This is a genomic window from Devosia sp. P1_H9 (genome assembly GCF_056405135.1).
Genome location: NZ_JBFUCQ010000004.1, coordinates 272,948 through 299,885, shown reverse-complemented (window position 1 = coordinate 299,885; position 26,938 = coordinate 272,948). Strand labels below are relative to the sequence as shown.

At 66.0% G+C, this 26,938-nt stretch carries 27 protein-coding genes; 9 read left to right on the top strand and 18 right to left on the bottom strand.

Features of this window, described 5'->3' with window-relative positions; all coding sequences use genetic code 11:
• Positions 1–43: 43 nt before the first annotated feature.
• From leuB to argC, 4 genes are all read right to left on the bottom strand, one after another.
• The gene (leuB, locus tag AC1DYL_RS09930; RefSeq protein WP_477173121.1) at positions 44–1,144 is read right to left on the bottom strand and encodes a 3-isopropylmalate dehydrogenase; all 1,101 of its coding nucleotides are present in this window, start codon (positions 1,142–1,144) and stop codon (positions 44–46) included.
• A 9-nt stretch (positions 1,145–1,153) separates the two neighbouring features.
• Entirely contained in the window at positions 1,154–1,543 is a 390-nt protein-coding gene (locus tag AC1DYL_RS09925; protein ID WP_477173000.1) for a RidA family protein, read from the bottom strand.
• A 10-nt stretch (positions 1,544–1,553) separates the two neighbouring features.
• Entirely contained in the window at positions 1,554–2,159 is a 606-nt protein-coding gene (gene leuD, locus AC1DYL_RS09920) for a 3-isopropylmalate dehydratase small subunit (RefSeq protein ID WP_477148344.1), read from the bottom strand.
• Between the two features lie 118 nt (positions 2,160–2,277).
• The gene (gene argC, locus AC1DYL_RS09915) at positions 2,278–3,228 is read right to left on the bottom strand and encodes an N-acetyl-gamma-glutamyl-phosphate reductase (RefSeq protein ID WP_477172999.1); all 951 of its coding nucleotides are present in this window, start codon (positions 3,226–3,228) and stop codon (positions 2,278–2,280) included.
• Between the two features lie 104 nt (positions 3,229–3,332).
• Here argC and deoD point away from each other — a divergent pair, with 104 nt between their 5' ends.
• The 3 genes from deoD (at position 3,333) to AC1DYL_RS09900 (ending at position 5,180) form a co-directional block, all read left to right on the top strand.
• The gene (deoD, locus tag AC1DYL_RS09910) at positions 3,333–4,046 is read left to right on the top strand and encodes a purine-nucleoside phosphorylase (RefSeq protein ID WP_477172998.1); all 714 of its coding nucleotides are present in this window, start codon (positions 3,333–3,335) and stop codon (positions 4,044–4,046) included.
• A complete protein-coding gene (locus AC1DYL_RS09905; protein ID WP_477172997.1) occupies positions 4,043–4,666 on the top strand; it encodes a hypothetical protein in 624 nt (207 codons plus the stop codon). Before deoD ends, AC1DYL_RS09905 begins: the two co-directional genes overlap by 4 nt.
• A gap of 226 nt (positions 4,667–4,892) precedes the next feature.
• A complete protein-coding gene (locus AC1DYL_RS09900; protein WP_477148340.1) occupies positions 4,893–5,180 on the top strand; it encodes a hypothetical protein in 288 nt (95 codons plus the stop codon).
• Here the strand turns inward: AC1DYL_RS09900 and AC1DYL_RS09895 are convergent.
• On the bottom strand, positions 5,177–6,385 hold the full coding sequence (locus tag AC1DYL_RS09895; RefSeq protein WP_477172996.1) for a GGDEF domain-containing protein: 1,209 nt from the start codon (positions 6,383–6,385) through the stop codon (positions 5,177–5,179). The genes AC1DYL_RS09900 and AC1DYL_RS09895 overlap by 4 nt on opposite strands.
• A 210-nt stretch (positions 6,386–6,595) precedes the next feature.
• Here AC1DYL_RS09895 and AC1DYL_RS09890 point away from each other — a divergent pair, with 210 nt between their 5' ends.
• Positions 6,596–6,910 carry a hypothetical protein gene (locus AC1DYL_RS09890; protein WP_477148338.1) on the top strand — a complete coding sequence of 105 codons (315 nt, stop codon included), beginning with the start codon at positions 6,596–6,598 and terminating at the stop codon, positions 6,908–6,910.
• Between the two features lie 7 nt (positions 6,911–6,917).
• Here the strand turns inward: AC1DYL_RS09890 and AC1DYL_RS09885 are convergent, their stop codons facing one another.
• The 3 genes from AC1DYL_RS09885 to AC1DYL_RS09875 form a co-directional block, all read right to left on the bottom strand.
• Positions 6,918–7,289 carry a metallopeptidase family protein gene (locus tag AC1DYL_RS09885; protein WP_477148337.1) on the bottom strand — a complete coding sequence of 124 codons (372 nt, stop codon included), beginning with the start codon at positions 7,287–7,289 and terminating at the stop codon, positions 6,918–6,920.
• A gap of 53 nt (positions 7,290–7,342) precedes the next feature.
• Positions 7,343–8,746, bottom strand: coding sequence for a 3-isopropylmalate dehydratase large subunit (gene leuC / locus AC1DYL_RS09880; RefSeq protein ID WP_477172995.1), 1,404 nt, complete (start codon positions 8,744–8,746; stop codon positions 7,343–7,345).
• A gap of 94 nt (positions 8,747–8,840) precedes the next feature.
• The gene (locus AC1DYL_RS09875) at positions 8,841–10,199 is read right to left on the bottom strand and encodes a lipopolysaccharide biosynthesis protein (RefSeq protein ID WP_477172994.1); all 1,359 of its coding nucleotides are present in this window, start codon (positions 10,197–10,199) and stop codon (positions 8,841–8,843) included.
• A 131-nt stretch (positions 10,200–10,330) separates the two neighbouring features.
• On the opposite strand from AC1DYL_RS09875, the gene AC1DYL_RS09870 reads away from it, so the two are divergent.
• Positions 10,331–15,106, top strand: coding sequence for an NAD-glutamate dehydrogenase (locus AC1DYL_RS09870; protein WP_477172993.1), 4,776 nt, complete (start codon positions 10,331–10,333; stop codon positions 15,104–15,106).
• A 2-nt stretch (positions 15,107–15,108) separates the two neighbouring features.
• Here the strand turns inward: AC1DYL_RS09870 and AC1DYL_RS09865 are convergent, their stop codons facing one another.
• A complete protein-coding gene (locus AC1DYL_RS09865; RefSeq protein ID WP_477172992.1) occupies positions 15,109–16,002 on the bottom strand; it encodes an NmrA/HSCARG family protein in 894 nt (297 codons plus the stop codon).
• Between the two features lie 95 nt (positions 16,003–16,097).
• Here AC1DYL_RS09865 and AC1DYL_RS09860 point away from each other — a divergent pair, with 95 nt between their 5' ends.
• On the top strand, positions 16,098–17,033 hold the full coding sequence (locus AC1DYL_RS09860) for a LysR family transcriptional regulator (protein WP_477172991.1): 936 nt from the start codon (positions 16,098–16,100) through the stop codon (positions 17,031–17,033).
• On the opposite strand, the gene purH is transcribed toward AC1DYL_RS09860, so the two are convergent.
• The 4 genes from purH to htpX all read right to left on the bottom strand — a co-directional run bounded on the left by purH (position 17,030) and on the right by htpX (position 22,694).
• Positions 17,030–18,619 carry a bifunctional phosphoribosylaminoimidazolecarboxamide formyltransferase/IMP cyclohydrolase gene (gene purH / locus AC1DYL_RS09855; RefSeq protein WP_477172990.1) on the bottom strand — a complete coding sequence of 530 codons (1,590 nt, stop codon included), beginning with the start codon at positions 18,617–18,619 and terminating at the stop codon, positions 17,030–17,032. The two genes, AC1DYL_RS09860 and purH, sit on opposite strands and share 4 nt — an antisense overlap.
• A 69-nt stretch (positions 18,620–18,688) precedes the next feature.
• A complete protein-coding gene (locus AC1DYL_RS09850) occupies positions 18,689–20,323 on the bottom strand; it encodes a heparinase II/III family protein (protein ID WP_477148330.1) in 1,635 nt (544 codons plus the stop codon).
• Positions 20,324–20,404: 81 nt separating this feature from the next.
• Positions 20,405–21,703 (bottom strand): RsmB/NOP family class I SAM-dependent RNA methyltransferase, encoded by a 1,299-nt coding sequence (locus AC1DYL_RS09845; protein ID WP_477172989.1) that lies wholly within the window; start codon positions 21,701–21,703, stop codon positions 20,405–20,407.
• Positions 21,704–21,707: 4 nt separating this feature from the next.
• Complete coding sequence (gene htpX, locus AC1DYL_RS09840; RefSeq protein ID WP_477172988.1) at positions 21,708–22,694, bottom strand: zinc metalloprotease HtpX; 987 nt, start codon at positions 22,692–22,694, stop codon at positions 21,708–21,710.
• Positions 22,695–22,788: 94 nt separating this feature from the next.
• Here htpX and AC1DYL_RS09835 point away from each other — a divergent pair, with 94 nt between their 5' ends.
• From AC1DYL_RS09835 to AC1DYL_RS09825, 3 genes are read left to right on the top strand one after another with little or no spacing between them, the layout of a single operon-like run.
• The gene (locus tag AC1DYL_RS09835; RefSeq protein WP_477172987.1) at positions 22,789–22,980 is read left to right on the top strand and encodes a DUF1674 domain-containing protein; all 192 of its coding nucleotides are present in this window, start codon (positions 22,789–22,791) and stop codon (positions 22,978–22,980) included.
• Between the two features lie 55 nt (positions 22,981–23,035).
• Positions 23,036–23,272: an AbrB/MazE/SpoVT family DNA-binding domain-containing protein gene (locus tag AC1DYL_RS09830; RefSeq protein WP_477148326.1), complete on the top strand. Its 237-nt coding sequence runs from the start codon at positions 23,036–23,038 to the stop codon at positions 23,270–23,272.
• Positions 23,259–23,660, top strand: a complete 402-nt coding sequence (locus tag AC1DYL_RS09825) for a PIN domain-containing protein (RefSeq protein WP_477172986.1) — start codon at positions 23,259–23,261, stop codon at positions 23,658–23,660. The genes AC1DYL_RS09830 and AC1DYL_RS09825 overlap by 14 nt, the downstream gene beginning before the upstream one ends.
• Here AC1DYL_RS09825 and AC1DYL_RS09820 read toward each other — a convergent pair.
• The 5 genes from AC1DYL_RS09820 to tsaD all read right to left on the bottom strand — a co-directional run bounded on the left by AC1DYL_RS09820 (position 23,657) and on the right by tsaD (position 26,924).
• Positions 23,657–24,082, bottom strand: a complete 426-nt coding sequence (locus AC1DYL_RS09820; RefSeq protein WP_477148324.1) for a DUF1761 domain-containing protein — start codon at positions 24,080–24,082, stop codon at positions 23,657–23,659. The genes AC1DYL_RS09825 and AC1DYL_RS09820 overlap by 4 nt on opposite strands.
• Before the next feature lie 104 nt (positions 24,083–24,186).
• Positions 24,187–24,612 (bottom strand): EVE domain-containing protein, encoded by a 426-nt coding sequence (locus AC1DYL_RS09815; protein ID WP_477148323.1) that lies wholly within the window; start codon positions 24,610–24,612, stop codon positions 24,187–24,189.
• A gap of 2 nt (positions 24,613–24,614) precedes the next feature.
• Positions 24,615–24,908 carry a YciI family protein gene (locus AC1DYL_RS09810; protein ID WP_477148322.1) on the bottom strand — a complete coding sequence of 98 codons (294 nt, stop codon included), beginning with the start codon at positions 24,906–24,908 and terminating at the stop codon, positions 24,615–24,617.
• A complete protein-coding gene (locus tag AC1DYL_RS09805) occupies positions 24,908–25,876 on the bottom strand; it encodes an NAD(P)H-dependent glycerol-3-phosphate dehydrogenase (RefSeq protein ID WP_477172985.1) in 969 nt (322 codons plus the stop codon). Before AC1DYL_RS09805 ends, AC1DYL_RS09810 begins: the two co-directional genes overlap by 1 nt.
• Positions 25,866–26,924, bottom strand: coding sequence for a tRNA (adenosine(37)-N6)-threonylcarbamoyltransferase complex transferase subunit TsaD (gene tsaD, locus AC1DYL_RS09800; RefSeq protein ID WP_477172984.1), 1,059 nt, complete (start codon positions 26,922–26,924; stop codon positions 25,866–25,868). The genes AC1DYL_RS09805 and tsaD overlap by 11 nt, the downstream gene beginning before the upstream one ends.
• Between the last annotated feature and the right edge of the window lie 14 nt (positions 26,925–26,938).

Sequence of the window (26,938 nt, the reverse complement as noted above, 5' to 3'; positions counted from 1 at the left end):
GCGCCATGACAGCGCCGGGCCCGCGAAAGTCTATGGAATAGCGTTAGGCGGCGAGCTTCTTGAGGATCGCAGCGCCCATCTCTTCGGTGCCGACCGTCTTGCGGTTGTCTTGCGCAATGTCGCCGGTGCGGAGGCCATCGGCCAGCACGCTCGAAATGGCGGCCTCGAGCCGATCGGCCAGCGCCACGAGGTTGAACGAGTAGCGGAGCGCCATCGCGAAGCTCGCCAGCATGGCGATCGGGTTGGCGATACCTTGGCCGGCGATATCGGGGGCCGAGCCGTGCACCGGCTCGTAGAGCGCCTTGCGCTTGCCGGTGGTTGCGTCGGGGGCGCCGAGCGAGGCCGAGGGCAGCATGCCGAGGGAGCCGGTGAGCATGGCGGCGGCGTCGGAGAGGATGTCGCCGAACAGGTTGTCGGTGACCATCACGTCGAACTGCTTGGGGTTGCGCACCAGCTGCATCGCCGCGTTGTCGGCGAGGATGTGGTGGAACTCGATATCCGGATAGTCCTTGGCCACAGCCTGCGCTACTTCATCCCACAAGACGCCCGACTTCATGACGTTCTTCTTGTCGGCCGAGTGCACCTTGTTCTTGCGGGTGCGGGCGAGGTCCATCGCGACGCGGACGATCCGATCGATCTCGTAGGTCTCGTAGACCTGGGTATCGATGGCGCGCTTCTGGCCGTTGCCGAGGTCGGTGATGGTCTTGGGCTCGCCGAAATAGACGCCGCCGGTGAGCTCGCGGACGATCAGGATGTCGAGGCCTTCGATCAGCTCGCGCTTCAGCGACGAGGCATCAGCCAGCGCCGGGTAGCAGATGGCCGGACGCAGGTTGGCGAACAGCTGCAGGTCCTTGCGGAGGCGGAGCAGGCCGGCTTCCGGACGCTTCTCGTACGGCACCTTGTCCCACTTGGGACCGCCGACGGCACCGAAGATCACCGCATCGGCGGCCAGCGCTTTCTGCATGTCCTCTTCCGAAATCGCCTCGCCATGCGCGTCATAGGCGCAACCGCCGACGAGGCCCGTATCGAAGGTGAAATCCGTCTCACCCTGGCTGTTGAGCCAGGCGATCACCTTCTCGACCTCCTTCATGATCTCGGTGCCGATACCGTCGCCGGGGAGGAGGAAGAGCTTTTGGGCCATAATGCGCTTTCTTCAGCGTTCGTGGGCGCCCATGCGGGCGGTGACTTCGATTTCGACCTTCATCTCGGGCCGCGTCAGGCCGCAGACGAGCATGGTGGCGGCGGGACGGATGTCGCCAAACATCTTGCCGGCGACTTCGACGAGGCCGTCATAGTGCGCCATGTCGGTGATGTAGTAGCGAACGCGCACCACATCCTTGATGGTGCTGCCGGCTTCCTCGAGCGCGTGGGCGATCGTCGCGAAGGCGTTGCGGGCCTGGTCGCCGACGTCGTCCGGCATCACCATGGTCTTGTAGTCGTAGCCGGTGGTGCCGCTCACGTAGATGATGTTGCCGTCGACGACGGCACGCGAGTAGCCGATCTTCTTCTCGAACGGGGAGCCCGATGAGATGTGGAGGACCATGGGTGCCTCCTCAGAGCCAGGGGCGGCTCTGGCTCATCTTCTGCTCGAAGCCGGAAATCGCCGGATCGGACTTCAGCGTCGCGGCGATATCGTCGAGGCCTTCGAGCAAGGTCTGCTTGCGGGACGGGTCGATGTCGAAATGGACCGAACCGCCATCCGGGCCGCGAATGGTCTGCGCTGCGAGGTCGACGGTGATCGTCGCGTTGGAGCCGCGCTCCGCGTCATCCATCAGCAGCGCCAGCTGCTCGGGCGTCACGACGATGGGCAGAATGCCGTTCTTGAAGCAGTTATTGTAGAAGATGTCGGCGAAGCTGGTGGAGATGACGCAGCGCACGCCGAAATCGAGCAGGGCCCACGGCGCATGCTCGCGCGACGAACCGCAGCCGAAATTGTCACCGGCGACGATGATCTTGGCCTGGCGATAGGCCGGCTTGTTGAGCACGAACGTGTCGTTCTCGGTGCCATCTTCGTTGTAGCGCATCTCGGAGAACAGGGCGGAACCGAGCCCGGTGCGCTTGATGGTCTTCAGGTACTGCTTGGGAATGATCATGTCCGTGTCGATGTTGATGATCGGCAACGGCGCGGCGACGCCTGTGAGGGTCGTGAACTTATCCATGGCAATACCCCTTTCGGTGGCGGTGTAATGACGCAATGGGGGGCGGGAATCAAGTCGGACGTAGGGCGGAGCGTCTAGGCGCTCCGCCGGATGGTCGCGGCAGGGTCGTTCGGGACGATCAGGCGGCGAGGCTGGTGTCGGCGGCGACGCCGAGCATCAGGTTGAGGTTCTGCACCGCGGCACCCGAGGCGCCCTTGCCGAGATTGTCGTAGACGGCGACCAGCAGGGCCTGCGCCTTCGCGTCGTTGGCGAAGACATGCAGCCGCATGCGGTTGGTGTCGTTGTAGAGTTCGGGGTCGAGCTCGGGGCTGCGCTCGATATCGGCGAGCGGCGCGACGTCGACGAAACTCTGCGGGATCGCGGCGAAGTGGTCGGCGATGGCGGCGTGCAGTTCGGCGCCGGTCGGGACCTTGGCGAGCGACCAGAGCTGTAGCGGCACGGCGGTGATCATGCCCTGCCGGAAGTTGCCGACGGCGGGCTGGAACAGCGGCGTATGCGCCAGCTTGGCGTATTTCTGCAGCTCGGGCAGGTGCTTGTGCTTGAAGGTGAGGCCATAGAGCGCGAACTCGTTGGCGTCCTCGCCCTTGGCCTCGTAGTCCTCGATCATGGTGCGCCCGCCGCCGGAATAGCCGGAGATGCCGTTGACGCTGACCGGGAAATCGGCCGGCACGAGACCGGCTTCGACCAGTGGCCGGAGCGTCGCGATGGCGCCCTGCGGCCAGCAGCCGGGGTTGCCGACGCGCTTCGAGTTGGCGATGGCGGCTGACTGGGCCTTGTCCATTTCGGCGAAGCCATAGGCCCAGCCTTCGGCGATGCGGTGCGCGGTCGAGGCGTCGATCACCTTGGTGGTGTCGTTCTCGATCAGCGATACGCTTTCCTTGGCCGCATCATCGGGCAGGCAGAGGATCGCGACATCGGCGAGGTTCAGCAGCCGCTTCCGCTCGTCCTGATCCTTGCGCTTGTCGTGCGCAATCGAGATCACCTCGAGGTCGCGACGGCCGGCAAGGCGCTCGCGGATCTGCAGACCCGTGGTACCGGCTTCGCCGTCGATGAAGATTTTCGCGACCATATGAGGCTCCCATCAAAGGGGTGAATGCGCGGGACATATAGGGGTTGCCTCTGTCACGTGCAAAGGGTTTGGTTGCGCCAACACGATCATATGAGAGGCCGAAAATGACCCCGCACAACCACGCCAAGCCCGGCGACTATGCCGAAGCGGTCCTGCTGCCCGGCGACCCGCTGCGCGCCAAATGGATCGCCGAGAACTTCTTCACCGATGCCAAGCTGGTCAACTCGGTGCGCAACTGCCTTGGCTATACCGGCACCTGGAAGGGCAAGCCCGTTTCGGTGCAGGCGACCGGCATGGGGCAGGCGTCGCTGTCGATCTACGTGCACGAGTTGATCAACGTCTATGGGCTGCAGAAGCTGATCCGGGTCGGCACCTGCGGCGGGCTCAATGCCAAGGTGAAGGTGCGAGACCTGATCATCGCCCAGGGCGCGACGACGGATTCAGCGATCGTGCGCGATGCGTTCACGCCGTTCAACTTCGCGCCGATCGCCGATTTCGGGCTGCTGCGCGACAGCGTCGAGCGGGCCGAGAAGGCGGGGATGCGCTATCACGTGGGCAACATGCTCTCGTCGGACATCTTCTATCACATCGAGCCCGGCCTTACCGGCTATGGCAGGCTGCCGGCGCACGGCATCCTCGGGGTCGAGATGGAGGCGGCGGCGCTCTACACGCTGGCGGCACGGTTCGAGCGCAAGGCGCTGGCCATCTGCACGATGACCGACTGCCTGATCACCCATGCAGAACTCAGTGCCGAGGACCGGCAGTCGTCGCTCAAGGAGATGATCACCCTGGCGCTCGACACCGCGATCGGGGCTTGAGCGTCCTCGACAAACTGTCTTCGGCGCTCGGGCGGAACGACGAGCGGCCGAATGTGGAGTTGGCCGAGGGGCTGGCAGCGAAGCCGGACGCCGCCGCGGTAAGAGAACTGGTCGGGGCGCTGTCGACGGGTTCGACCGCGGTGTCGAACGACGCGATCAAGGTGCTGTACGAGCTGGGCGCGCGGCGTCCGGAACTGGTGGTGCCACATGCGGGAGCGTTCCTGACGCTGCTCGGTTCAAGGAACAACCGCAATGTCTGGGGCGCTCTGCAGGCAATCGAGTCCGTGGCTCAGCTGGCGCCGGAGCTGGTGCTCTCGGCGTTGCCGCAGATCATCGCTGCGGCTGACAAGGGGTCGGTGATCGCCAAGGACAAGGCGGTGCAGATCCTCGCCAAGCTCGCTGCGGCGGGGCATGCCGAGGTGGCGTTACCGGTGTTGCTGGAGCGGGTCGAAGCGGCGGCGCCGAACCAGTTTCCGATGTATGCCGAAGCTGCTAGTGTGGTGGTCGATGCAGGACATCGGGAACGGCTGCGCCAGATCCTGGACGCGCGGCTGGGACAGATCGACGCCTCCGCCAAGCGAGCGCGGGTCGAGAAAATCCTGCGGAGATTGCAGCGGTAACCCGCTGTAAACCATAACAAAAAAGCTGAGGTACGAGCCTCATTCGGCGCCGGTGGTATAGCGCAGAAAGTCAATACGCGTTGGCATGTAGCGAGGCTGGAAGTTGATCTTCCGGCGCCCTTCAGAACCTGCCCATACTCTCTTTGACGCACCGATATTGCAGCGGAACTGAACCGCTGACGGCGGCGTTTCACGGGTTACGCTAGGCATCTGAGGGGAGGCCAGGATGAATACCCATACACTAGTCGAGCATCGCGATATCCAGAACTGGGTGACGGCCCGCAAGGGCCAGCCTGCGCTCCGGAGTGTGCCCGATCCGACCGGCCGGATGCGCGCGCGGCTCGCGTTGAATTTCGCCCGCCCGCAGGCGCCGACTGAAACGCCGAGCCAGGACGACGGCATCAGCCCATGCTCGTGGACGGCATGGTTGGCCGAACTCGACCGGCAGCATCTGGCGTTGCGCGTCAGCGACCAGATGGTCTTTGAGTTCGTCGAGCGGCGCGAGCGGAACTAGGCGGATTTGGCCAGCGAAGTGCCGGCCAAGGGATGGGCCGGCATTACATCGGCATCCGGATCGCCGGAGACGCCGACACGGTCACGGCCGTCGCGCTTCGCCGTGTAGAGCGCCGCGTCGGCCCGGCGGCGAAGACCGGAGAGGCTTTCGTCGTCGAACCGCTCGGCGACACCGAAGCTCGCAGTGCAGCGGACGAACGGCGGCAGGCCGGGGATCGAGAGCGAAGCAAAGCTTGTGCGCAGGGTTTCGGCGAGCAGCCGCGCGATGGCGAGGTTGGCGCCCGGAATGAACACCGCAAATTCCTCGCCGCCCATGCGGCCGACAACCGCCCCGGCCGGCGCAGTGTCGCGTAGCACCGCGGCAAAGGCGACGATCACTAGGTCGCCGGTATCGTGGCCGTAATTGTCGTTGACCGACTTGAACGCATCGAGATCGGCAAGCACGAGCGCCGCCGGCACGCTGCGATTGTTCATGCCGGGGGCGGCGCGCTCTTCGAAACCGCGGCGGTTGTAGACAGCCGAGAGCGGATCGGTTTCGGAGCGGGCGGTGATCTCGACCAGCATGTCGCGGACCAGCAGCATCAGCATCAACAGCCCGGTAGCCACCTGCAGGATGGCGCCGAGCGATTGCGAGTAGAGCGCGTAGGTCGTTGCGAGGTAGGTAGCTGAGGTGTCGCCCGAGCCGCCAAGCAGCACGGCGGCGAAGGGCTTTGAAAGGAACTGCAGCGCGCTGAGCGTGAACAGCGCCACCAACCCGATATCGATGGTCTGGCGGCGACGTGAGGCGAGGATGATCCAGGCGGCGCAGGCCTGCATCAGGGCATAGGGCGCCTGGTAGATAAGGTTCCGCGGCACGGTGTCGTGGGGCAGCATGTAGCCGTACCAATTGGCGACGACCGAAAGCACGACAATGGCAGCAACGCCCGCCCAGGGCAGGGCGCGGCCATAGCGTCGGGCGACGCCCAGCGTTACCGAGGTGACGGCTCCGAGAAAGCTGGAGAAGCCCGCGGTGTAGGCGAATTGCGGGTAGTCCTGCAGCGGCAGGACGAATTCGGAGGCGATGTAGAGGATGCCGAACACGTAGGCGAGGGCGAAATACGGCGCGACCTTATCCGCCCGGTTGGAGACGCCGACCAGGAAGAAGGCGAGCGCAAACAGCGCCGCGATGAACAGATTGATGGCGAGGATGAAGCTCGCGCCAGCCATGCCCTGCAGTCCGCGTCCTTGGGTAGTGGAACGACACTAGCGGCAGCCCGAGAAAGAACGGGTTAACAGCAAGCTCAAGTGCAGCGCCATGCTGTCGCAGTCGAGTATAGGAACATGTCGCGGGCTTGGAACCAGACGCCTCTGCGACCACTTAAGCTAAGGGAGTTTTCCCGCTAAGCTATCCTGGAACAAGACCAGAAAGGCATCGACATGACCCAGGTCCTCACCAAGCACGAAGACATCCGGCTATGGGCTGCGGCCCGGTCCGGCAACCCGGCCATCGAGGACCGGGCGACGGGCATCGGCGGCCCGCCGGTGCTGAGGATCCTGTTCGACCAGTACGCGCTGAACGCCGGGGAGAACCAGTACGGCGACCGCCCCGGTGGGCTCGACCTGGTCGACTGGTCGGAATGGTTCGAGCAGTTCGACAGCCAGAAGCTCGGGCTCTTGGTCGAGGACGAGCGGCCGGGCGTGCTGGACGACTACTTCGAGTTCGTGCCGCGCGACGGGAACCAGCGGGACTGAGTGGGACTCAGCCCTCTCGTTCGGCAGCCGCTTCGATCGCTTCCATGTCTTCGTCCGAGAAGCCGAAATGGTGGCCGATCTCGTGCACGAGGACGTGGGTGATGATCTCGCCTAGGGTTTCGTGGTCCTCGCTCTCGGCCCAGTAGTCGAGGATCGGACGGCGATACAGCCAGATCTGGTTGGGGAGTTGTCCGGTGTAACCGGCAGCGCCGCCCTGCGGCAGGCCGACCCCGCGGAACAGGCCGAGGATATCGAACTCGCTCTCGAGTTCCATTTCCTTGATCGTCTCGTCATCGGGGAATTCGGCGACAACGCAGGGCACTTCCCCGGCGAGCGCCTTGAACTCAGGCGGCAGGTCCCGGAAGGCCGCTGCCGCCATCTGTTCGAAGTCGTCGAGAGACGGAGCTGCGCGCTCCGTCCACGAATTGGGGCTTACCGCCACTCGCGGATATCGACGAAGTGGCCGGTGATCGCGGCGGCCGCAGCCATGGCGGGCGACACCAGGTGGGTGCGGCCCTTGAAGCCCTGACGCCCCTCGAAATTGCGGTTCGAGGTCGAAGCGCAGCGCTCCTGCGGCTTCAGCTTGTCGGGGTTCATGGCAAGGCACATCGAGCAACCGGGCTCGCGCCACTCAAAGCCCGCATCCTTGAAGATCACGTCGAGGCCTTCGGCTTCCGCCTGTTCCTTGACGAGGCCGGAGCCCGGCACGACCATGGCGTTGACGCCAGTGGCGACCTTCTTGCCGGCCACTACCTTGGCGGCGGCGCGCAGGTCTTCGATGCGGCCGTTGGTGCACGAACCGAGGAAGACGCGCTCGATCGAGATGTCGGTGATCTTGGTGCCCGGCTGGAGGCCCATGTACTCGAGTGCGCGCCACTTGCTGGCACGCTTGTTGGCGTCCTGGATGTCATCCGGATTGGGGACGACGCCATTGATCGAGATCACGTCCTCGGGGCTCGAGCCCCAGGAAACGATCGGCGGCAGCTTGGCTGCGTCGAGGATCACCACCTTGTCGTAGTGCGCGTCGGCGTCGGAATAGAGCGTCTTCCAGTACTCGACGGCGTGGTCGTAAGCGGCACCCTTGGGGGCGCGCGGACGGCCCTTCACGTACTCGAACGTTTTCTCATCCGGCGCAATCAGGCCAGCGCGGGCGCCGCCCTCGATGGTCATGTTGCAGACCGTCATGCGGCCTTCCATGCTGAGCGCGCGGATGGCTTCGCCGGCGAACTCGATGACGTGGCCGGTACCGCCAGCGGTACCGATCTCGCCGATGATGGCGAGGATGATGTCCTTGGCGGTGACGCCGGGCGGCAGCTGGCCGTCGACGCGGACCAGCATGTTCTTGGCCTTCTGCTGGATCAGCGTCTGGGTGGCGAGCACGTGCTCGACTTCCGACGTGCCGATGCCGTGGGCCAGCGCGCCGAACGCGCCATGCGTCGAGGTGTGGCTGTCACCGCAGACGATGGTCATGCCGGGCAGGGTGAAACCCTGCTCGGGGCCGACGATGTGCACGATGCCCTGACGCTTGTCGAAGGGATCGTAGTATTCGATGCCGAAGTCCTTGGTGTTCTCGGCCAGCGCGGCGATCTGGATCGCGCTTTCCGGGTCCGGATTGGGCAGCGAACGGTCGGTGGTGGGGACGTTGTGGTCGACCACGGCCAGGGTGCGCTCGGGAGCGCGGACCTTGCGGTTGTTCATCCGCAGACCTTCGAAGGCCTGCGGGCTCGTCACCTCGTGGACCAGGTGGCGATCAATGTAAATAAGGCTGGTCCCATCCTCGTTGTTCGAAACAAGGTGATCGTCCCAGATCTTATCGTACAGAGTTCTGCCGGCCATTTTTGCTGGAGGTTCCACTCGGGGGTTAAGGGAGTAACGGGGGGTTCTAAGCCCCGCTTGCATGTCAGGTCAAGATTGGCCACGGGCGCGCCCCTTACAAGGGGGCCATGCGTCTAGGTGCATCGGGGAGCCCGCCAACGCGAAACGCCCCCAGCAACGTGGTGTCGATGCCGATGTGGCGGCGGTTCCAGCGGGCGATCGCCAGTTGCGCCACGGCGCGCGACAGGGCGTTGACGGCGGCGGCGCCGATGAGGCCGAAGACGGGGATCACCGCCAGTTCTACAACCAGCCCCACCAGCATGATGGCGCCCCAGATACGCACGTAGTCGCGCTCGTGGCCGGTCATCATCATGACGATGCGCGAGGGCCCGGTGGCGGCGTCGAACAGCAGGCCGGTGCTGAGCAGGATCAGCACCCAGTAGCCGGCGGTGGAGTGATCGCCGAACAGCGACAGGATCTGGTTGCCGAAGACAAGGTAGCCGACGAATACCACCAGTGAGAAGGCAAACCCGGCCCAAGCGCACAATGCCGTGATGGCCTGCGCCTGCTTCATCTCGCCGGCGTGGTAATGGCGCGAGACCATCGGCGCCACGACCAGGGTGATGGCGAACATGAAGAGGGTGAGAAGTCCCGCCGTACGGAAGGCGTTGAAGTAGATGCCGGCGGCCTCGGCGGTGACGAGGAGGCCGATGAAAATGGTGTCCATGTTCAGCGCGGCGGAATCGATCACCGTGCCAATGAGGAACCAGCGGCTCGCTCTACCGTGTTCGCGCCAATAGGGGCGGAGGCCGTCGAATCCGGGGGCGATCTCGTAACGGCGGAGGCGGGCTAGGGCATATTGCAGGACCAGCGCGACGGCGAGGAGGGTTGCGGTCAAAAGCAAGGCCTGCCAGCCGCTCAGCGGAGCGTCCAGCGCGAACAGCGCGACGATGGCAAGCGGGGTGAGGACGCGCCACAAGATGTCGCGCGGGCTGAGCGCGGTCCACACCGAGCCCTGCGCCCGCAAGGCAGACGACCAGTACTCAGCGAAGGCCATCGGCAGGATCAGCGCCGCCGCGGCGTAGAGATGCCAGGGCGGGCCGCCATCGAATGCGCCGGCGATCGCGGCGCCTGCCAACGTCAGCACAGTAAGCCCGAGGCCGGCAAGCAGTGTCAGCGCGCCGCCGGAGCGCAGCGCCGACACTGCCTTGTCGTGGCGGCCGGCGACTTCCTCTTCCGGCCAGTAGCGGAGAATGGCGGTCTGCTGGCCCATCGAGGCGCCGATGGCAAGCACCGTGGCGAGGCTGAGCCCGAAGGCGAAGTAGCCGTATTCCGTGACCCCCATGGTGCGCGAGAGCACCACGTACATCAGATAGGTCAGCCCGGCGGTCGCCACCTTGATCAGCAGCGAGACCAGCGAGCGGCTGAGGCCGGTGCGCAGCAGCGCGCGGAGATCGGTGGAGGTGGGAGACATCAGGGCCGTCACAGAGGTTTGGCCCGACTATGGCAGGGGGATGCTCACAAGGTCTTACTGCGGAGTGGGCACTCGACAACGGGTGCAGCCGGACGCAGAGTCAGGAGACCGAGGGGACGGGGAGTTGGGCGATGAATGAGGCGGCGGCTGTCGACACGCGTGCGGAACTGATCGCGCGGGCGCAGGGCTACCAATCATCGGAGCCGAGCTTTGCGCGGTTCCTGAAGACGGTGGCGGAGGCGACCGACCCCGAAGACCTGGCGATGCACTCCGCCGAGGCGCTGGAAGCGACGTTTCGCAAGTCCTACGGCCGGCTGGGAAAGCGGGAGCTTGCGAGCCACAACGTCTACGTGGTGCCACCGGAGAAGCCGGGCGACGCCGAGATCGTCGAGGTGTTCTCGGCGGACATGCCGTTCATCGTCGATAGCGTCTTGGCAGCAATCCGGGCGCGCGGCGGGGTGATCCGCTTCATCACCCATCCGGTGCTGCAATTCGACCCGGCGACCTATCGGGTGCTGGAAGTCCCGACCCCGGGTAGCCGGCTCGAGAGTTTCCTTCATGTCGAGATCGACCCCTTGGCAGATATCGTCCAGCGCGAGGCGCTGCGAGGCGAGATCGACGACACGCTGACCGATGTCGGTCGAGCGGTTGCCGGCTGGCGGCCGATGTTGGCGCGGGTGAAGAAGGCGATGGCCGATTGGCACGCCCATGCGCCCAAGGCGCCGCCGGCGCAGGTGGCCGAGGCGATGCACTTCCTCGGCTGGCTGGCCGAGCACAACTTCACCTTCCTCGGCATGCGCGAGTACAAGCTGGAGCCGGGCAGCGAGGCCGACGGGGTAACGATCCCGGCCAAGCTGGTGCCGGTACATGACAGTGAGCTGGGGATCCTCGAGGACCCCCGCGTGCTGTTCCTGCGTTCGGGTCCGAACTATGTCGAGATGACCGAACAGCATTTCGCGTTCCTCGCCGAGCCGGCGCCGATCATGGTCACCAAGGCCAATATCCGGTCGCGGGTGCACCGGCGCACCTACATGGATTACGTCGGGGTGAAGCTCTACGACCGGGAAGGCGCCATCTCTGGCGAGCTTCGCATCGTCGGGCTCTTCACCTCGATGTCACTGGCCTCGCCCAACACCGACGTGCCGCTGATCCGCAAGAAGATCACCGAGGTGCTGAAGGAAGCGGGCCAGGACCCGCAGAGCCACGCCGGCAAGGCGCTGATGAACGCGCTCGACACTTTCCCGCGCGACGAGCTGTTCCAGATTTCCGAGCCGCAACTCTACGAGTTCGCGACGATCATCGCGAGCCTCGTCGACCGGCCGCGGGTACGCGTGCTCAGCCGCATCGACCGGTTCGACAATTTCGTCTCGATCCTCGTGTTCGTGCCGCGCGACCGCTACGATTCCGATGTGCGGGCGGTTATCGGCGCCTATCTCGCCGAGGTCTACGAGGGCCGGGTCTCGGCGTTCTATCCGAGCTTCCCCGAGGGCGAGCTGGTCCGCGTGCACTTCATCATCGGGCGCAACGGCGGCAAGACGCCCACACCACTCCGCGAGGAGCTGGAGCAGGGGGTTGCCGAGCGCATCCGCACCTTTGGCGACAGGCTGGTGGCAGCGGCGCCGGATTCGGCAGCCATAGCGGACTATCTCGAGGCATTCCCACCCGACTACCAGGCAGTGCACTCCGCCGAAGCCGCGCTTGCCGATATCGCGGTGATCCGGGTGCTGCCGGACGAGCGGGCGATTGCGCTCAGGCTCGGGGCGCGCGAGGGGCGCAGCGCGATGGGGCTGAAGGTTTACCACCAGGGCAGCCCGATCGCGCTGAGCGACCGCGTGCCGATGCTGGAGAATTTCGGCTTCCGGGTGATCGACGAGGACACCTTCACGGTCAAGCCGCTGCACGGGGCCGAGACGTTCGTCCACGACATGCTGCTCGAGGCCGATGATGGGCTCGACCTCGACGACCGCGTGCTGGGCCAGCAGATCGAGAACGCCATCCTCGCCGTGTGGCGGCGCGAGGCGGAGAGCGACGGGCTCAACCAACTGACCATGCGGGCGGGGCTCAGCTGGGACGATGTCGAGGTGCTACGGGCGCTAACCCGCTACCTGAAGCAGGTCGGCATCCCATACTCGCGCGACTACCTGAATGGCGTGATGGCGCGACATGCCGATGTGTCGGCGGCGCTGGTGACGCTGTTCCACGCGGAGAACGATCCGCATTTCGCTGGCGACCGAAAGCGGGCGACCAGCGAAGCGCGTGAGATCATCAATGCCGCGGTCGAGGCGACGACTTCGCTCGACGAGGACCGCATCCTCAGGCGCTATCTCAACCTCACCGAAGCGGTGGTGCGGACCAATGCCTACCAGCGCGACCAGAGCGGATCGCGACGGCCGGCGCTGGCGCTGAAGTTCGACTGCTCCAAGGTCGATGCGCTGCCCGAGCCCAAGCCCTACCGCGAAATCTTCGTCTATTCGCCGCGGGTGGAAGGGCTGCACCTCAGGTTCGGGCCGATCGCGCGCGGTGGCCTCCGCTGGTCGGACCGGCCGGAAGATTTCCGCACCGAGGTGCTGGGGCTGGTAAAAGCGCAGCAGGTGAAGAACGCCATTATCGTGCCGGTGGGCGCGAAGGGCGCGTTCGTGCCGAAGCAGACGCCGGTCGGCGCTGACCGCGAGACGGTGATGCGCGAGGGGACCACCTGCTACAAGATATTCGTCTCGACGCTGCTCGACGTCACCGACAACCTCGAAGTCGATACTATCGTCCCGCCCCCCGACGTGGTGCGGCGCGATGGTGACGATCCGTACCTGGTGGTCGCCGCCGACAAGGGCACGGCGAGTTTCTCGGACACCGCCAACGCCATCGCAGTGGGTCGCGATTTCTGGCTCGGCGATGCCTTTGCCTCTGGCGGTTCGGCCGGCTACGACCACAAGAAGATGGGCATCACCGCGCGGGGCGGCTGGGAGGCGGTGAAGCGACATTTTCGCGAGATGGATCGCGACATCCAGACAACGCCGTTCAGCGCGGTGGGTGTCGGCGATATGTCGGGCGACGTGTTCGGCAATGCCATGCTGCTGTCGCCCGAGACGCGGCTGATCGCGGCGTTCGACCATCGCGACATCTTCATCGACCCCGATCCGGATCCAGCGGTGAGCATGGCGGAGCGGCTACGGCTGTTCCAGCTGCCGCGCTCGAGCTGGCAGGACTACAATGCGGAGCTGATCTCGAAGGGCGGCGGGGTCTACTCGCGCAGCCTGAAGACCGTGGCGCTGTTCGCCGAGGCGCGGAAGGCGCTGGGGCTCAATTCCGATGCGGTGACGCCCAATGACGTGATCCGCGCCATCCTCAAGGCGCAGGTCGATCTGCTTTGGTTCGGCGGCATCGGCACCTATGTGCGGGCGAGCACCGAGAGCGATGCGCAGGCCGGCGACAAGGCCAATGACGCGGTGCGGATTGCCGGCGGCGAGATCCGAGCACTGGTGGTGGGTGAGGGCGCCAACCTGGCGGTGACGCAATTGGGGCGGGTCGAGTACGCACTGAAGGGCGGGCGGATCAACACCGACGCGATCGACAACTCGGCCGGTGTGAATTCCTCCGACCTCGAAGTGAACATCAAGATCGCGCTCGGGGCGCTGACGCGGACCGGACAACTGACGACGCCGGTGCGCAACGAGTTCCTTGCCTCGATGACCGACGAGGTGGCGGCGCTCTGTTTGAAGAACAACTACCTGCAGACGCTGGCGCTCAGCGTCGAGGAATCGCGTGGGCTCGCGGCATTCCCCGAGCACCTGGCGCTGATGGAGGCGCTGGAGGCGGCGGGCGAACTCAGCCGGCCCGTGGAGTTCCTTCCTGACAACGCGGCACTCCGGCATCGGGCGCAGGGCGGCAAGGGGCTGAGCCGGCCAGAGCTGGCGGTGCTGCTGGCCTATGCGAAGAACGTGGCCAATGCGGACCTGCTGAAGACCGGCGTGCCGGACGACCCGCACCTGGGGCGCGAGCTCTACCGCTATTTCCCGGAGCGGCTGACCGAGACGTTCGAGGACACGGTCACCAACCACCGGCTGCGGCGCGAGGTGATCGCCACGGTACTGTCGAACGCGATGATCAATCGCGGCGGGCCGGGCTTCGTCAATGAGATGATGACGGCGTCGAGCGCCGATGCCGGGCAGGTGGCGGCCGCCTATGCGGCGGCGCGAGACGTCTACGGTACGCCCGATCTCAACCGCGACATCGATGGGCTCGACGGCACGGTGCCGGGCAAGACGCAGCTGAGGCTCTACGCCGAGGTGCAGGCGCTGCTGAAGCGCGAGACGCTGTGGTTCCTGAGGAACGGGCGGTTCGACAATGGTCTGCGGCCGCTGGTCGATCGCTACCAGGACGGCATCGCGCAGGTGCGGGCGATGATCACCGGCCTGTTGGGCACGTATCTCGAGCACGCCATCGGCGAGCGGACAACGCGGCTCGAAGCGGCCGGGGTGAGCCGCGAGATGGCGCGGCGCTTCGCTGAACTGCCGGTGCTGTCGCTAGGGACCGATATCGTGCTGGTGGCCGAAAAGACCCGGACGCCGGTGGCTGATGCTGCGGTGGCGTTCTTCGGTGTGCTCGACACGTTCAAGCTCGGCCGTATCGTCGAGCAGGGCAACGCCATCGTCCTTGCCGACAAGTTCGACCGAATGGCGCTCGACCGGGCGCTGGCCAACCTGCTGCGGGCGCAGCGCGACCTCACCGTCGATGCGCTAAGCCTCGGCACCGGTGCGGTGGATGGGCGGCTTGCCGCCTGGCGCAGTGCGCAGCCGGAGGCAATCGCGCGGGTTGCAGATGCGGTGCAGGGGCTCACCGAGGGCGAGATGACGGTATCTCGCCTCTCGGTCGCCGCCGGCTTGCTCGGCGATCTGGCGCGGAGCGTCTGAGGTCAGCCGTTCACGGCCTGCGGTGATGGGTTGAGGACCGACCAGTCGGCATCCTGCGCCCAGGCCTCGAACGAGTCCCAGGCGACCTCGGGGAAGGCCCGGTGCAGGGCCGGAATGTCGACGTCGTAGCCGACCTGGTCGAACCATTCGAACATGATGGCGCTCTCGGGGTCCTGCTGCCGCGCCGCCGCCAGCGGGATTTCCTGGTAGCGAACCGGGCCGCCGGTGGTGCGCGAGAGGATCGCGGCCTGGTCGGTGCCCGAGAGCTCGTCGCCGGCGATGTCGAAGCGCTTGCCGAACACCGAGGCGCCGCGTTCGATCACTGCCGCGACGAAGGCGCCGATATCGGCGACAGCAATCAGCTGGTTGGTGCGCTGGGCCGGCAGCCCGAAGGCGTAGACGCCGTTGCGGAGCGCCTCGATCCCCCAGGGTGCCGTGACATTCTCCATGAAGGCGACGGGCGCCACGATCGTATGGGGAATGCCGAGTTCCTTGATCGCCTGCTCGACCCGATACTTGCTCTCGAAATGCGGGATGCCCGTCGCCTTGTTGGCGTCGGCGACAGAGGAAAACACCAGGTGACCGATGCCGGCCGCCTTGGCGGCGTGGACCGTGGCGATGCCCTGTTCGGTTTCCACCTCCGGGCCATTGCCCCAGAAGCTGGTGACGACGAACATCGCGTCGGCGCCTTTGGCGGCTCGCTCGACCGAGGCCGGATCGCTGAAATCACCGGCAATGATGTCGGCGCCAGCGGCGGCGAGGCGGCGTGCAGCTGCCGCATCGGGGTTGCGGGTCAGCGCCCGCACGGTGTGACCCCTGCTGAGCAGGGCGCGGGCGACGGCGCCGCCTTGCTGGCCGGTGGCGCCGGTGACGAGGACGGTTTTCTTGGTTGTCATTTTCGATCTCCGAGTTTGGTCCCGGAGATTTCGGTACTGACGGATTGCGCTACAACGAGCTATAGTCAGGAAACATCGTACCGCTGGGAGCTACAATGGTGGACCTGAACGACGTTGCGATCTTCGCCCGGGTGGTCGAGGCCGGCAGCTTCACCGGGGCGGCCCGGTTGCTTGGCCTGCCCAAGACGAGCGTCAGCCGACGGGTTGCCGAACTCGAGCGGCAGGTCGGGGTGCGGCTGCTGCACCGGACCACCCGCAGCTTGCGGCCCACCGATGTTGGCCGGGTCTACTATGAGCAGAGCAGTGCTGCGCTACGGACCATCGAAGCGGCGAACGAGCAGCTTGCCGAAGCACGGGCGGAGCCCTCGGGTACCATTCGCGTCTCGGCGCCGGTCGGCTTTGCAGGGTTCTTCCTGGGGCAGACGGTGTTCGAGTTTCTCGAGTCCTATCCCAAGGCGAGCGTCGAGCTGCTGCTCACCGACGACAAGCTCAACCTGGTCGAGGCGGGCATCGATGTCGCCTTCCGTACTGGCTCGCTGACGGATTCGACGCTGGTGGCGCGCAAGCTCGGCGCGTCGTACAAGGTGCTGTGCGCGAGCCCCGACTACCTCGCGAAGCGAGGTACGCCGGAACAGCCGGCGGACCTCAGGCTACACGATTGCATCATCGCCGGACGGGCGATCGCCGGGGCGCAATGGGTGCTAGAGGGGCCTGATGGGCCGCAGACGATCCCCGTAACCGGCCGTATCGCCGCCAACACGATGGAGATCGCGGCGGCGGCGGCGCTCAAGGGTCTCGGCATCGCACAGTTGCCTGCTTCGGCCGCGGCGCCTGCTATTGCCGAAGGCCGGCTGCAGCGCGTGCTGCCGGGCTACGCGATGGCCGTTGGCGGGGTCTACGCGCTCTATCCGTCGAGCCGGCACCTGTCGCCGGCGGTCAAGGCGTTCGTCGAGCTCGCCGCCGAGCGGTTGAGCCGGGCGGCGGCGCTCGAAAACTGCGCGCCGGATGCGTTGGGAATGCCTGCTGCCTAGTGCCGGAAGTGGCGCATCCCAGTCATCACCATGGCGATGCCGGCTGCGTCGGCAGCGTCGATCACCGCCTGGTCGTTCATCGAGCCACCGGGCTGGATGACGGCGGTAGCGCCGGCTTCGACCGCGGCGAGCATGCCGTCGGGGAACGGGAAGAACGCGTCGGAGGCCACCACGGAGTTGGCGGTGAGGGCGCCTTCGATGCCGGCGGCTTCGGCGGCGTCGATAGCCTTGCGGTGGGCGACGCGGCTTGAGTCGAGTCGGCTCATCTGGCCGGCGCCGATGCCGACGGTGGCGCCGTCCTTGACGTAGATGATGGCGTTCGACTTGACGTGCTTGGCGACTTTCATGGCGATCTTCAGGTCGCGCAGTTCGGCCTCGGTCGGGGCCTTCTTGGTCACCACGCGGAACTCGGTGTCATCGACGTTGCGATCGTCGCGACCCTGGACGAGCAGGCCGCCGGCCAACGACTTCACTGTCAGGCCGCCCGCCTTGGGGTCGGCGAGGGCCCCGGTGAGCAAGAGGCGCAGGTTCTTCTTGGCGGCGACGATCTTGATCGCTTCCTCGGTGGCGTCCGGGGCGACGATCACCTCGGTGAACACCTTGACGATCTCGGTGGCGGTGGCTGCGTCGATGGTCTGGTTCAGCGTGACGATGCCGCCGAAGGCGCTGACCGGGTCGGTGCGCAGCGCCAGGTGATAGGCCTCGATCAGCGAGGCGCCGGTGGCGAAGCCGCATGGATTGGCGTGCTTGATGATGGCGACGGCGGGAACCTTGGGGTCGAACTCCGAGACCAGCTCGAAGGCGGCATCGGTGTCGTTGAGGTTGTTGTAGCTCAGCGACTTGCCCTGCACCTGGCGGGCGGTGGCGACGCCGGGGCGCTGCTCGCCGGTGGTGTAGAAGGCGGCCCACTGGTGCGGGTTTTCGCCGTAGCGCATCACTTCCTTCAAACGCCCGGCAAAGCTGCGATAGGGCATCTCGGCATAGTCGAGGGTCTTGGCGAACCAGCTCGAGATCACCGAGTCGTAGGCGGCGGTGCGGGCATAGGCCTTGGCGGCGAGGCGCTGGCGCATGTCGTAGGGCACGCCGCCGGTCTGGCGGATCTGCTCCAGCACCGCGTCATAGTCGCTGGGGTCGACGATGACAGTGACATAGGCATGGTTCTTGGCTGCCGAGCGGATCATCGCCGGGCCGCCGATATCGATGTTCTCGATGGTCTCGTCGTAGGAGGCGCCCTTGGCGATGGTTTCCTCGAACGGGTAGAGGTTCACCACCACAAGATCGATGGCGCCGATCTGGTGCTCGTCCATCGAGGCCTTGTGGGTGGGGTTGTCGCGCACCGAGAGCAGGCCGCCATGCACCTTGGGGTGCAGCGTCTTCACCCGGCCGTCCATCATCTCGGGAAAGCCGGTGAGATCGGAGATGTCGCGGACAGCGGCGCCGGTCGAGGCGATCAGCTTGTGGGTGCCGCCGGTCGACACCAGCTCGACGCCGAGCCCGGCCAGCGCCTTGGCGAAATCGGCCATGCCGGTCTTGTCGAAAACAGAAAGCAGCGCGCGTTTGACCGGAACCACCTTGCCGTCGGACATGCCTTGAATTCCCGCGATGTGTTGAGTTGGCGGCTCGCTAGCACGGGAGGCGGCGGAAGGGAACCGGCGTCAGTTCTCTTCGAGGGTAAAAATCCAGCTGACCTCGTTGGCGTCGGCCACCAGCGTCTCCAGCACCAGCTGCTTGGTGCGGTGGAAGCCGAAATAGGCCGACTGGCGGACGCTGTCCTCGACGCGCATGTCGGCGCCTTCCCACAGGAAGGTCCAGACGGCGCCGGAGTTGAGGCGCAGGCGGACCAGATCGTCGGTCACTTGCACCTCGGTCTGGTGGGCGAGGTGGAAGCGGATGGCGGCGGCGCCGGAGACGCGGTTGCGGTGGCGTACGAAGCGGTCCTGGCCGACCAGTGTCTTGCCCTCGGCCAGCAGCGTCAGGTGGCGCTCCAGCGTCACGCCGAAGCGCTCGGCATAGCCGTGGGCGGTGATGATCAGCGTGTCGTCGGCGCTGCGGGCTTCGATCTCGCTGGGGCGGCCGAGCGGCAGCAGGCGCCCGGCGAGCGGGCCTGACGGCGCGATCGCGGCGGCCGACAACGCGTTGATGGTGGGCGCCGAGTGCGCGATGCCCTGCCGGAACAGCAGCGCGTCGTCATAGTCGGACGGGGCCGGGCCACAATTGCAGACGACGAGGTCGCGGCCGTGGCTGAACTCGAAGGCGAGCGCGCTGGCATGGGCGTGCGCGGTGAACTCCGGATCGGCGACGAGGCCGGAATCGGCGACGACGATGGAGCGGCCGGCGATCAGCCGGCCATAGCCGCCGGCGGTGCCGGTCTGGCGGGCGCGCGCAGCACTCTGCGCCTGTACGGCAACGATCAGGTCGTGCGCCATCTGGCCCGTGCCGTTGAAATAGGCGGGTTCGCCCGTGCCGAGCGAGATGGCGTCGAGCGCCCGGTGCATGCTCTCGGTCAGTTCGTCGAGATCGTTCGAGGCCTGCTCGTGGTCGCGGCGCAGCGCCTGCTTGATGGTGATCAGCTCGACCAGCAACTGGATTTGGATCTTGGCAGAGCGGCTCCGGTGCAGCCCGTCCTCGTCGATCTGGGCGTCGACGTGGTCGAGCACGTTGCGGACGCGGGCCTCGACCTCGGCATTGGGCCGGTCCGAGCAAAGCGCCACCCCGACCAGCGCGATGGCGACGAGCAGCGCGTCTACCGGATCGGTGGCGAGCAGGCTGCGGACTTTCAGCGACGAGATCTGGGTGGAGAGCGAGCGGCTGATCTGCTGGGTCTGCTCCAGCGTCGCGCCCTCGATGAGGATATTGTAGTGCCGCAGCCAGTTGAGAACGCGACGGGCGGTGAGCGCCGGACCCCAGGCCTCACGGTTGAAATGGCCGTCGCGGCCGATCCAGTCGAGCGTCAGGGTGCGGGCGAAGCGGCGTTCCTCATCGGTGCGCGCATCGCGGAAGTGGCGGAGCCAGGCGAAGGCCTGCAGGTCGTATTGCCAGTCGTCGTGATCGACATCGAGCGAGAAGGGTGAAACGCCGTGCGTGTCGACGAGCTTGGACGCCAGCAGGTAGCGGCCCTGCATCATCTCGAGAACGGTTTCGCGGTCGGTCGGCCGGAACTCGGCGAGCGCGCCGATCAGGTCGTCATTGCTCGGGCCGGTCCAGGTCCAGCGGATGAGCGGATTGGTGACGATATGGTCAGCCGCGGACAACAACGTGCGGCGTGCGAGGAAACGCAGCGAATGTGCCAAGTCTACGTCCTCACATACGTTTTGGCCGGCGGGCTCTGATAGGCCCGCGCGGAGAGCTTGCCAAGGGCCGGTGACACTATCCTAGCGGCGCCGGACGCGCGCAACGAAGAACCCGTCGAGCGTGCCGCCCTTATCCCCAGGAACAAGCATGCCCGGCGCAGTTCGTACGAAGCCGTCAGGGGTGACGGCATCCGGCAGCCCGACCAGTTCGTCGGCGCCGATCGGCTCGGCCACGACATCGTCGCGACCAAGCAGCCAGCGCGCTTGCTCCTCGCCTTCCGCCGGCTCGAGCGAGCAGACGCAATAAACGAGCAGGCCGCCCGGATTGAGCCAGGTTAGGGCGCGCTCGATGAACCGGCGCTGAAGCGCCACGCGACCTGCGATATCGGACGCATCGCGATGCCAGATGACTTCGGGGTGGCGGCGGAACGTGCCGGTGGCCGAACAGGGCGCATCGAGCAGGATGCCGTCGAACTTCTGCGCCGGCTCCCAGGCCAGCGCGTCGGCGGTGACGGTTTCGGCCGTCATGCTCAGGCGAGCGAGGTTCTGCGCCATGCGGGCCACGCGATCGGGCTCGCTATCGATGGCGGTGACGGCGTAGCCGGCATTCACCAGCTGCGCGGTCTTGCCGCCGGGGGCGGCGCAGAGATCGAGCACGCGGGCGCCGGGAGCAAGCTTGAGCAGCCGGGCAGGGATGGCTGCGGCGGCGTCCTGCACCCACCAGCGGCCGGTGTCGAAGCCGGGCAGGGCCTCCACCGGCTTGTCGCGTTCGCCGATACGCACGGTGTCGGCGATGACGGCGGAGGCGCCAAGGCTGTCGATCAGCTCCGGATCAATGGCCTTGAGCGTCAGGTCGAGCGGTGCGCCGTCGAGCAGCGCCTCGGCGAAATCCTCCAGCGCGTCGTCGCCGTAGGTATCGCGCCACAATGGGCCAAGCGTATCGGGGAACAGCGCCTGATGCGGCAGGTGGCGCAGCGAATGGGCTTCGCCCTGGGCGCGGCGCAGCACGGCGTTCATCAGCTTGGACAGATGCTGGCTCTTGGTGTCGCGCTTGCTGGCTTCCACTGCGAGGAAGATGGCACTGTGGTCTCCCAGTTCGGGCAGGAACACCAGATGCGCGAGGCTCAGCCGCAGGATGGCCTCGAACGGGCCGGACTTCTTCGGAATGCCGCGATCGAGGAAGCGGGCGATCATCAGGTCGATCTGGCCATGGCGACGCAGCGCCGTGGTGACCAGCCGGTTGGCCAGCGCGCGATCGCGACCATCTTCGATCTCGGCAACTGAAAAGGGGGCGAAGTTCGCCCCCTTGAGCACCTTGTCGAGCCGCTCGGCAGCGAGAAGCCGGAGCTTCAGCCCCGGCGGATTTTTCTGTTTCTTCAAGCGCTCAGCCCCACGGTCCGCGGCTGCTATTGCCATTCTCGCTCGAGCCTGTCGAGGGGACGCGCCAACCGCCGCCGGTATTGCGGGGGATGGCATCGGCCGGCGTGACCTGCGGCGCGGCGCGGCGGCCGGTGCGATCGACCTGCATATCGGAGGCGATGCGCTGTAGCTGCGCGATGCGGTTTTCGACTGCCGGGTGGGTCGAGAACAGGTTGTCGATGCGCTTCCCGCTGAGCGGATTGAAGATGTACATGTGGGCCTGGGCCGGGTTGCGTTCGGCCGCGACGTTGACGGTGCGCTGCGCCAACTGGCTGATCTTGTTCAGCGCCGAGGCCAGCGCCAGCGGGTCGCCGGAGATCTCGGCGCCATCCTTGTCGGCCTCGTATTCGCGGGTGCGGCTGACCGCCATCTGCACCAGCGCGGCCGCGATCAGGGCGACGATCACGGCAATCAGCACGCCGATCGGGCCCAGTGGATTGTCGCGGGAGTTGCCGCGACCGAAGAACAGCCCGAACTGCGCCAGCATCGAGATGGCGCCGGCAACGGTCGCGGTGATGGTCATGGTAAGCGTGTCGCGGCTTCGGATATGCCCCAGCTCGTGCGCCACCACCGCCGCGACTTCACGCGGCTCGAGATAGCGCAGCAGGCCGGCCGACACGGCAACCGCGGCATTCTGCGGGTTGCGGCCGGTGGCGAAGGCGTTGGGCTGCTCGGTATTGATCACGTAGAGCCTGGGCATGGGGATGCCGGCGCGCTGCGCCAGCGCCTCCACCGTGTTGTAGAGGTCAGGCTGGGTGCGCGGGTCGACTTCGACGGCGTTCTGCATGCGCAGCACCATCTTGTCCGAGTTCCAGTAGGCGAAGAGGTTGGTGACGACGGCAAAACCCAAGGCGATCAACATGCCGCTCTGGCCGCCGACGAAGTACCCCACCGCCATGAAGATGGCGGTAAGCGCCGCGAGCAGCACGGAAGTGCGTAGGAAGTTGAGCATTGCGGTTAAGTCTTGTACCTCGGTTGGTTACGACGACCATAAAATGGGATGATCAGGGGGCCCCGGCAAGGGTACCCCGTCACACGGTACTCCGATGAACGACGAAACACCCGCCCCAAAGCCACTTTCCCCCGCCGCCGAGCGCGCCTTGGCCGAAGCCAAGGCCAGGCGCAAGGCGATCGACGACAAGGCAGCCGCCAGCAAAGCGGAAAAAGGCGGCCGCGGCGGCCTCGACCCCGCCCGCTACGGCGACTGGGAGATCAAGGGACTAACGGCGGACTTTTGATCTTCGGCGGCAGCTATGATATACAGGATGTATATGTGTATCATAAAGGTGCCAAATGAAGATTTCGAAATGGGGAAACAGCCTTGCGGTCCGCATTCCCATGGATGTGGCCAGCAGGCTCGGTCTCAAGGAGGGCGACGAAGTTGACTTTCGGCCTTCCGATATCAACGGGATCGAACTGCTGCGGCTTGCCTCGCGCCGCGAGCGCGTTGAGCGACTACGGGAGATCCTGAAGGATCGTCTGCCAGAGGACTATCGGTTCAATCGCGAAGAAGCGAATGCCAGGCGCTAGCTTCCTCGATACCAATATCCTCGTCTACTTCTCGATACAGGCTTCCACGCGGTCAGGCCGAGCTGCAGAAATCGTGGAAGCAGGCGGAAACGTCAGCGTCCAGGTGCTCAACGAGTTTGCCAACGTCGCGCGCTCGAAGATGCGGATGGACTGGGACGAGATTTCCGAAGCAGTGGACTTCATAAGCAGCCTGCTTCAGGTACATCCGCTGACCGTCGACACTCACCGTCGGGCGCTGGCCTTGGCCGAGCGCTATATGCTGCATTTTTATGATGCCACCATCGTTGCATCAGCCCTCGAAGCCGGTTGCACCACCCTCTATTCCGAAGACATGCAGCACGGCCAGTTGATCGCTGGCCGCCTGCACATCGTGAATCCGTTCAGTTAGGCCGCGACCGGTGCCGGGCCGCCGAACAGGCCGATGACGATGCCCTGGACGATCAGCACGCCGAGCAGGTAGCCGCCGTCGATCAGGGTGAGGCTCCATTTGGCGCCCTGGTAACGGTGGTTGAGGATCATCGAGGTGATGACAAAGCCCAGCCACATGTGGACGCCGCAGAGAATGCCGGTGGTGACATTGGTGGCGTCGAAGATCACCGGGGTGAGCAGGGCGATGAAGTAGGCCATCACCAGTTGCACCACGACCGACCAGGCATAGGGCGTCCAGTCGGCCTGGTTGATGTCTTCGCGGCGCTTGCCCTGGGCCGCGAGCCATTGCTTGGACAACGCCATGTACCAGACGAAGCCGAGCGCCATGCTGGCGACCATGGCGACGACCACCGCCAGCCAGTTCACTGCGAAATGCGTCATAGTTGTTCCCCCTCAGCCGCCAGGTGCGGCAAGGGGATTCTACGGTGATTTGCCTGCGTTCGCCAACGAAGCCGGGGGGCGGCACGCACCAGGTGTAACGGCGCCTACAACCCACCCATCTTGCAGATCAGCTTCCACTCGGCCTCGGTGACCGGGCCGACGGAGAGGCGGGAGAGCTTCACCAGCGCCATGTTGGCGAGTTCGGGGGTCTTCTTGATGGTCTCGAGCGTCACGGGTTTTGGCAGCTTCTTCACCGGCAGCACGTCGACGCACTCCCAGACGATGTTGCCCTTCTCGTTCGGCTCGGCGGTCGAATCCTTGTGGGCGAGAGCCACGACCTTGATGATGCCGACGATCTCCTTGCCGATGTTGGAATGGTAGAAGAACGCCTCGTCGCCGAGCTGCATCGCTTTCATGTTGTTGCGCGCGGTGTAGTTGCGCACCCCATGCCATTCCTCGGGCACGCCGCGATTCACTACGTCATCGTAGGAATTGACGTCCGGCTCGGATTTCATCAGCCAGTAGGCCATTTTCAGCGTCCCGCACTCTTGTTGATGGTCAGCGCCCAGCGGCTGATCTCGTAGCTCTGGAACACGCCCTCTTTGATAAACGGATCCTGCTCGTAGAGCGAGGTGGCGGTGGCGAGATCCGGGGCCTCGATGACCATGAAGCTGCCGGTGGCCTTGCCTTCTTCGGTCTGGAACGGGCCCGCGATCACCAGCTTGTCGCCGAGGTTGTCGAGGTGCTTCAGGTGCTCGGGGCGGACCGCCATGCGGTGCTCGAGGCCATCGGGCTTATCGGTGGCGACGATCGAGTAGAACGGCATCAGTCTTCTTCCCTCTTGAGCGGCCGCGACATGAGGCCGGCGACGATAGCGGTGATCGAGGTGTTGCCCTCGATCAGCAGGTTTACCGCATCGATCAGCGGGGCGTCGATGCGCAGTTGGTCGGCGAGGGCCCTCGCCACAGGGGCGGTCAATACGCCTTCGGCGAGGTCGGTGCCGGCCGGTTCGCCGCGGCCGAGGCTGACGCCGTAGCGGTAGTTGCGCGACTGGGGCGAGGTGCAGCTCAACGTCAGGTCGCCGAGGCCGGCAAGGCCCGTCAATGTCGAGGCGCTGCCGCCCATGCGGACGACCAGCCGGGTGAGTTCGGCAAAGGCGCGAGCAAGCAGCGCCGAGCGGGCCGAAGCCCCGAGACCGGCGCCGTCGACGGCGCCGCAGCCCAGCGCGTAGACATTCTTCAGCGCCCCTGCCAGCTCGACGCCGAGGCGGTCGTCGGCGGCATAGAGACGGAAGGTGGGGCCTGCGAGTGCGGCCGCCACGGCGGAGGTGGCTTCAGGGTCGTCGCCGGCGAGGGTGACGGCGGTGGGACGACCGGCGGCAACGTCGGCGGCAAAGCTCGGGCCGCTCAGCACATAGGGAATGGCGGTGGGGGAGACTTCGGCGAGGACTTCACTCTGGCGTTTCAGCGTGCCGTGCTCGAGTCCCTTGGCGGTAAGGACGACAGGCAGATGGGCCAATGCCGCGGCGATCGGCTTAAGGGCGGCGCGGCTCGCCTGCGCGGGGACCGCCAGGATGACCAGGTCGGCGTCGGGCAAGATCAGCGATCCGGTGACGCGGCTCGACAGGGTTTGCGCGCCAAGATGGGCGCTGTTGCGATGGTTGCAGTTGATGTCGTCGATCACCGCCGGGTCGCGGCCGATCAGCGTCACCTGCCGGCCGGCGATGGCTGCGGCTTGTGCGAGGGCGGTGCCCCACGCACCGGCGCCAACGATGGCGACGCGGTCAAGCCGCATGGGTCAGGCCCATGTCGGCGCTGTCGAGCGGCCAGCGGGCCTTGGCAGAGAAATCCAGTCGATCGGCGGCTCCTAGCGCCAGCCGTTCCGCGCCGGCCCAGGCGACCATGGCGCCGTTGTCGGTGCAGAGTGGGATCGGTGGGATGACGAGGGTGGCGCCGGCCGCGTCGGCGGCCCCGCGCAGGGCCGTGCCGATCGCCTTGTTGGCGGCGACACCGCCGGCGACGACGAGGCGGGGCGGCTGGCCGGGCAGCTCAATCGCATATTTCGCGAGGGCGGAGCGGGCGCGGGTAGCGACGATTTCGGCGACGGTGCGCTGGAAGCTGGCGCAGATGTCGGCGACGTCCTGGTCGGTCAGCGGCGCATGCTGCTCGGCGGCGAGGCGGACGGCGGTCTTGAGGCCGGAGAAGGAGAAATCGAGCCGGTCCTCCTTCAGCAGCGGGCGTGGGAAGTTGAAGCGGCGTGGGTCGCCCTTTGCCGCCATCTTCTCGACTTCCGGGCCGCCGGGGTTACCGAGACCGAGCAGCTTTGCCACCTTGTCGAAGGCTTCACCCAGCGCATCATCGATGGTGGTGCCCCAGCGCTCGTAGTCGCCGACGCCGCGGACGAGGACAAACTGGCTGTGCCCGCCGGAGACCAGCAGCATCAGATAGGGGAAGGCGAGGCCGTCGGTCAGCCGCGCGGTGAGCGCGTGCGCCTCGAGGTGGTTCACCGCAATCAGCGGCTTGCCGAGCGCCGCGGCGATCGCTTTCGCGGTGGTCAAGCCGACCAGCACCCCGCCGATGAGGCCTGGGCCGGCGGTGGCGGCGATGGCGTCGACCTCGCTCAGGTCCATGCCGGCGGTCTTGGCGGCGCGTTCGATGATGTGGTCGAGGTAGCTGACATGGGCGCGGGCGGCGAGTTCGGGCACGACACCGCCATACGGCGCGTGCTCTTCGAACTGGCTGCGGACGATGTTGCTGAGGATCGTCGCGTGCCCGTTGGCGTCGCGCTCGACGATCGAGGCGGCGGTTTCGTCGCAGCTGGTTTCGATGCCGAGCACTCTCATCAATCTTGTCCGCT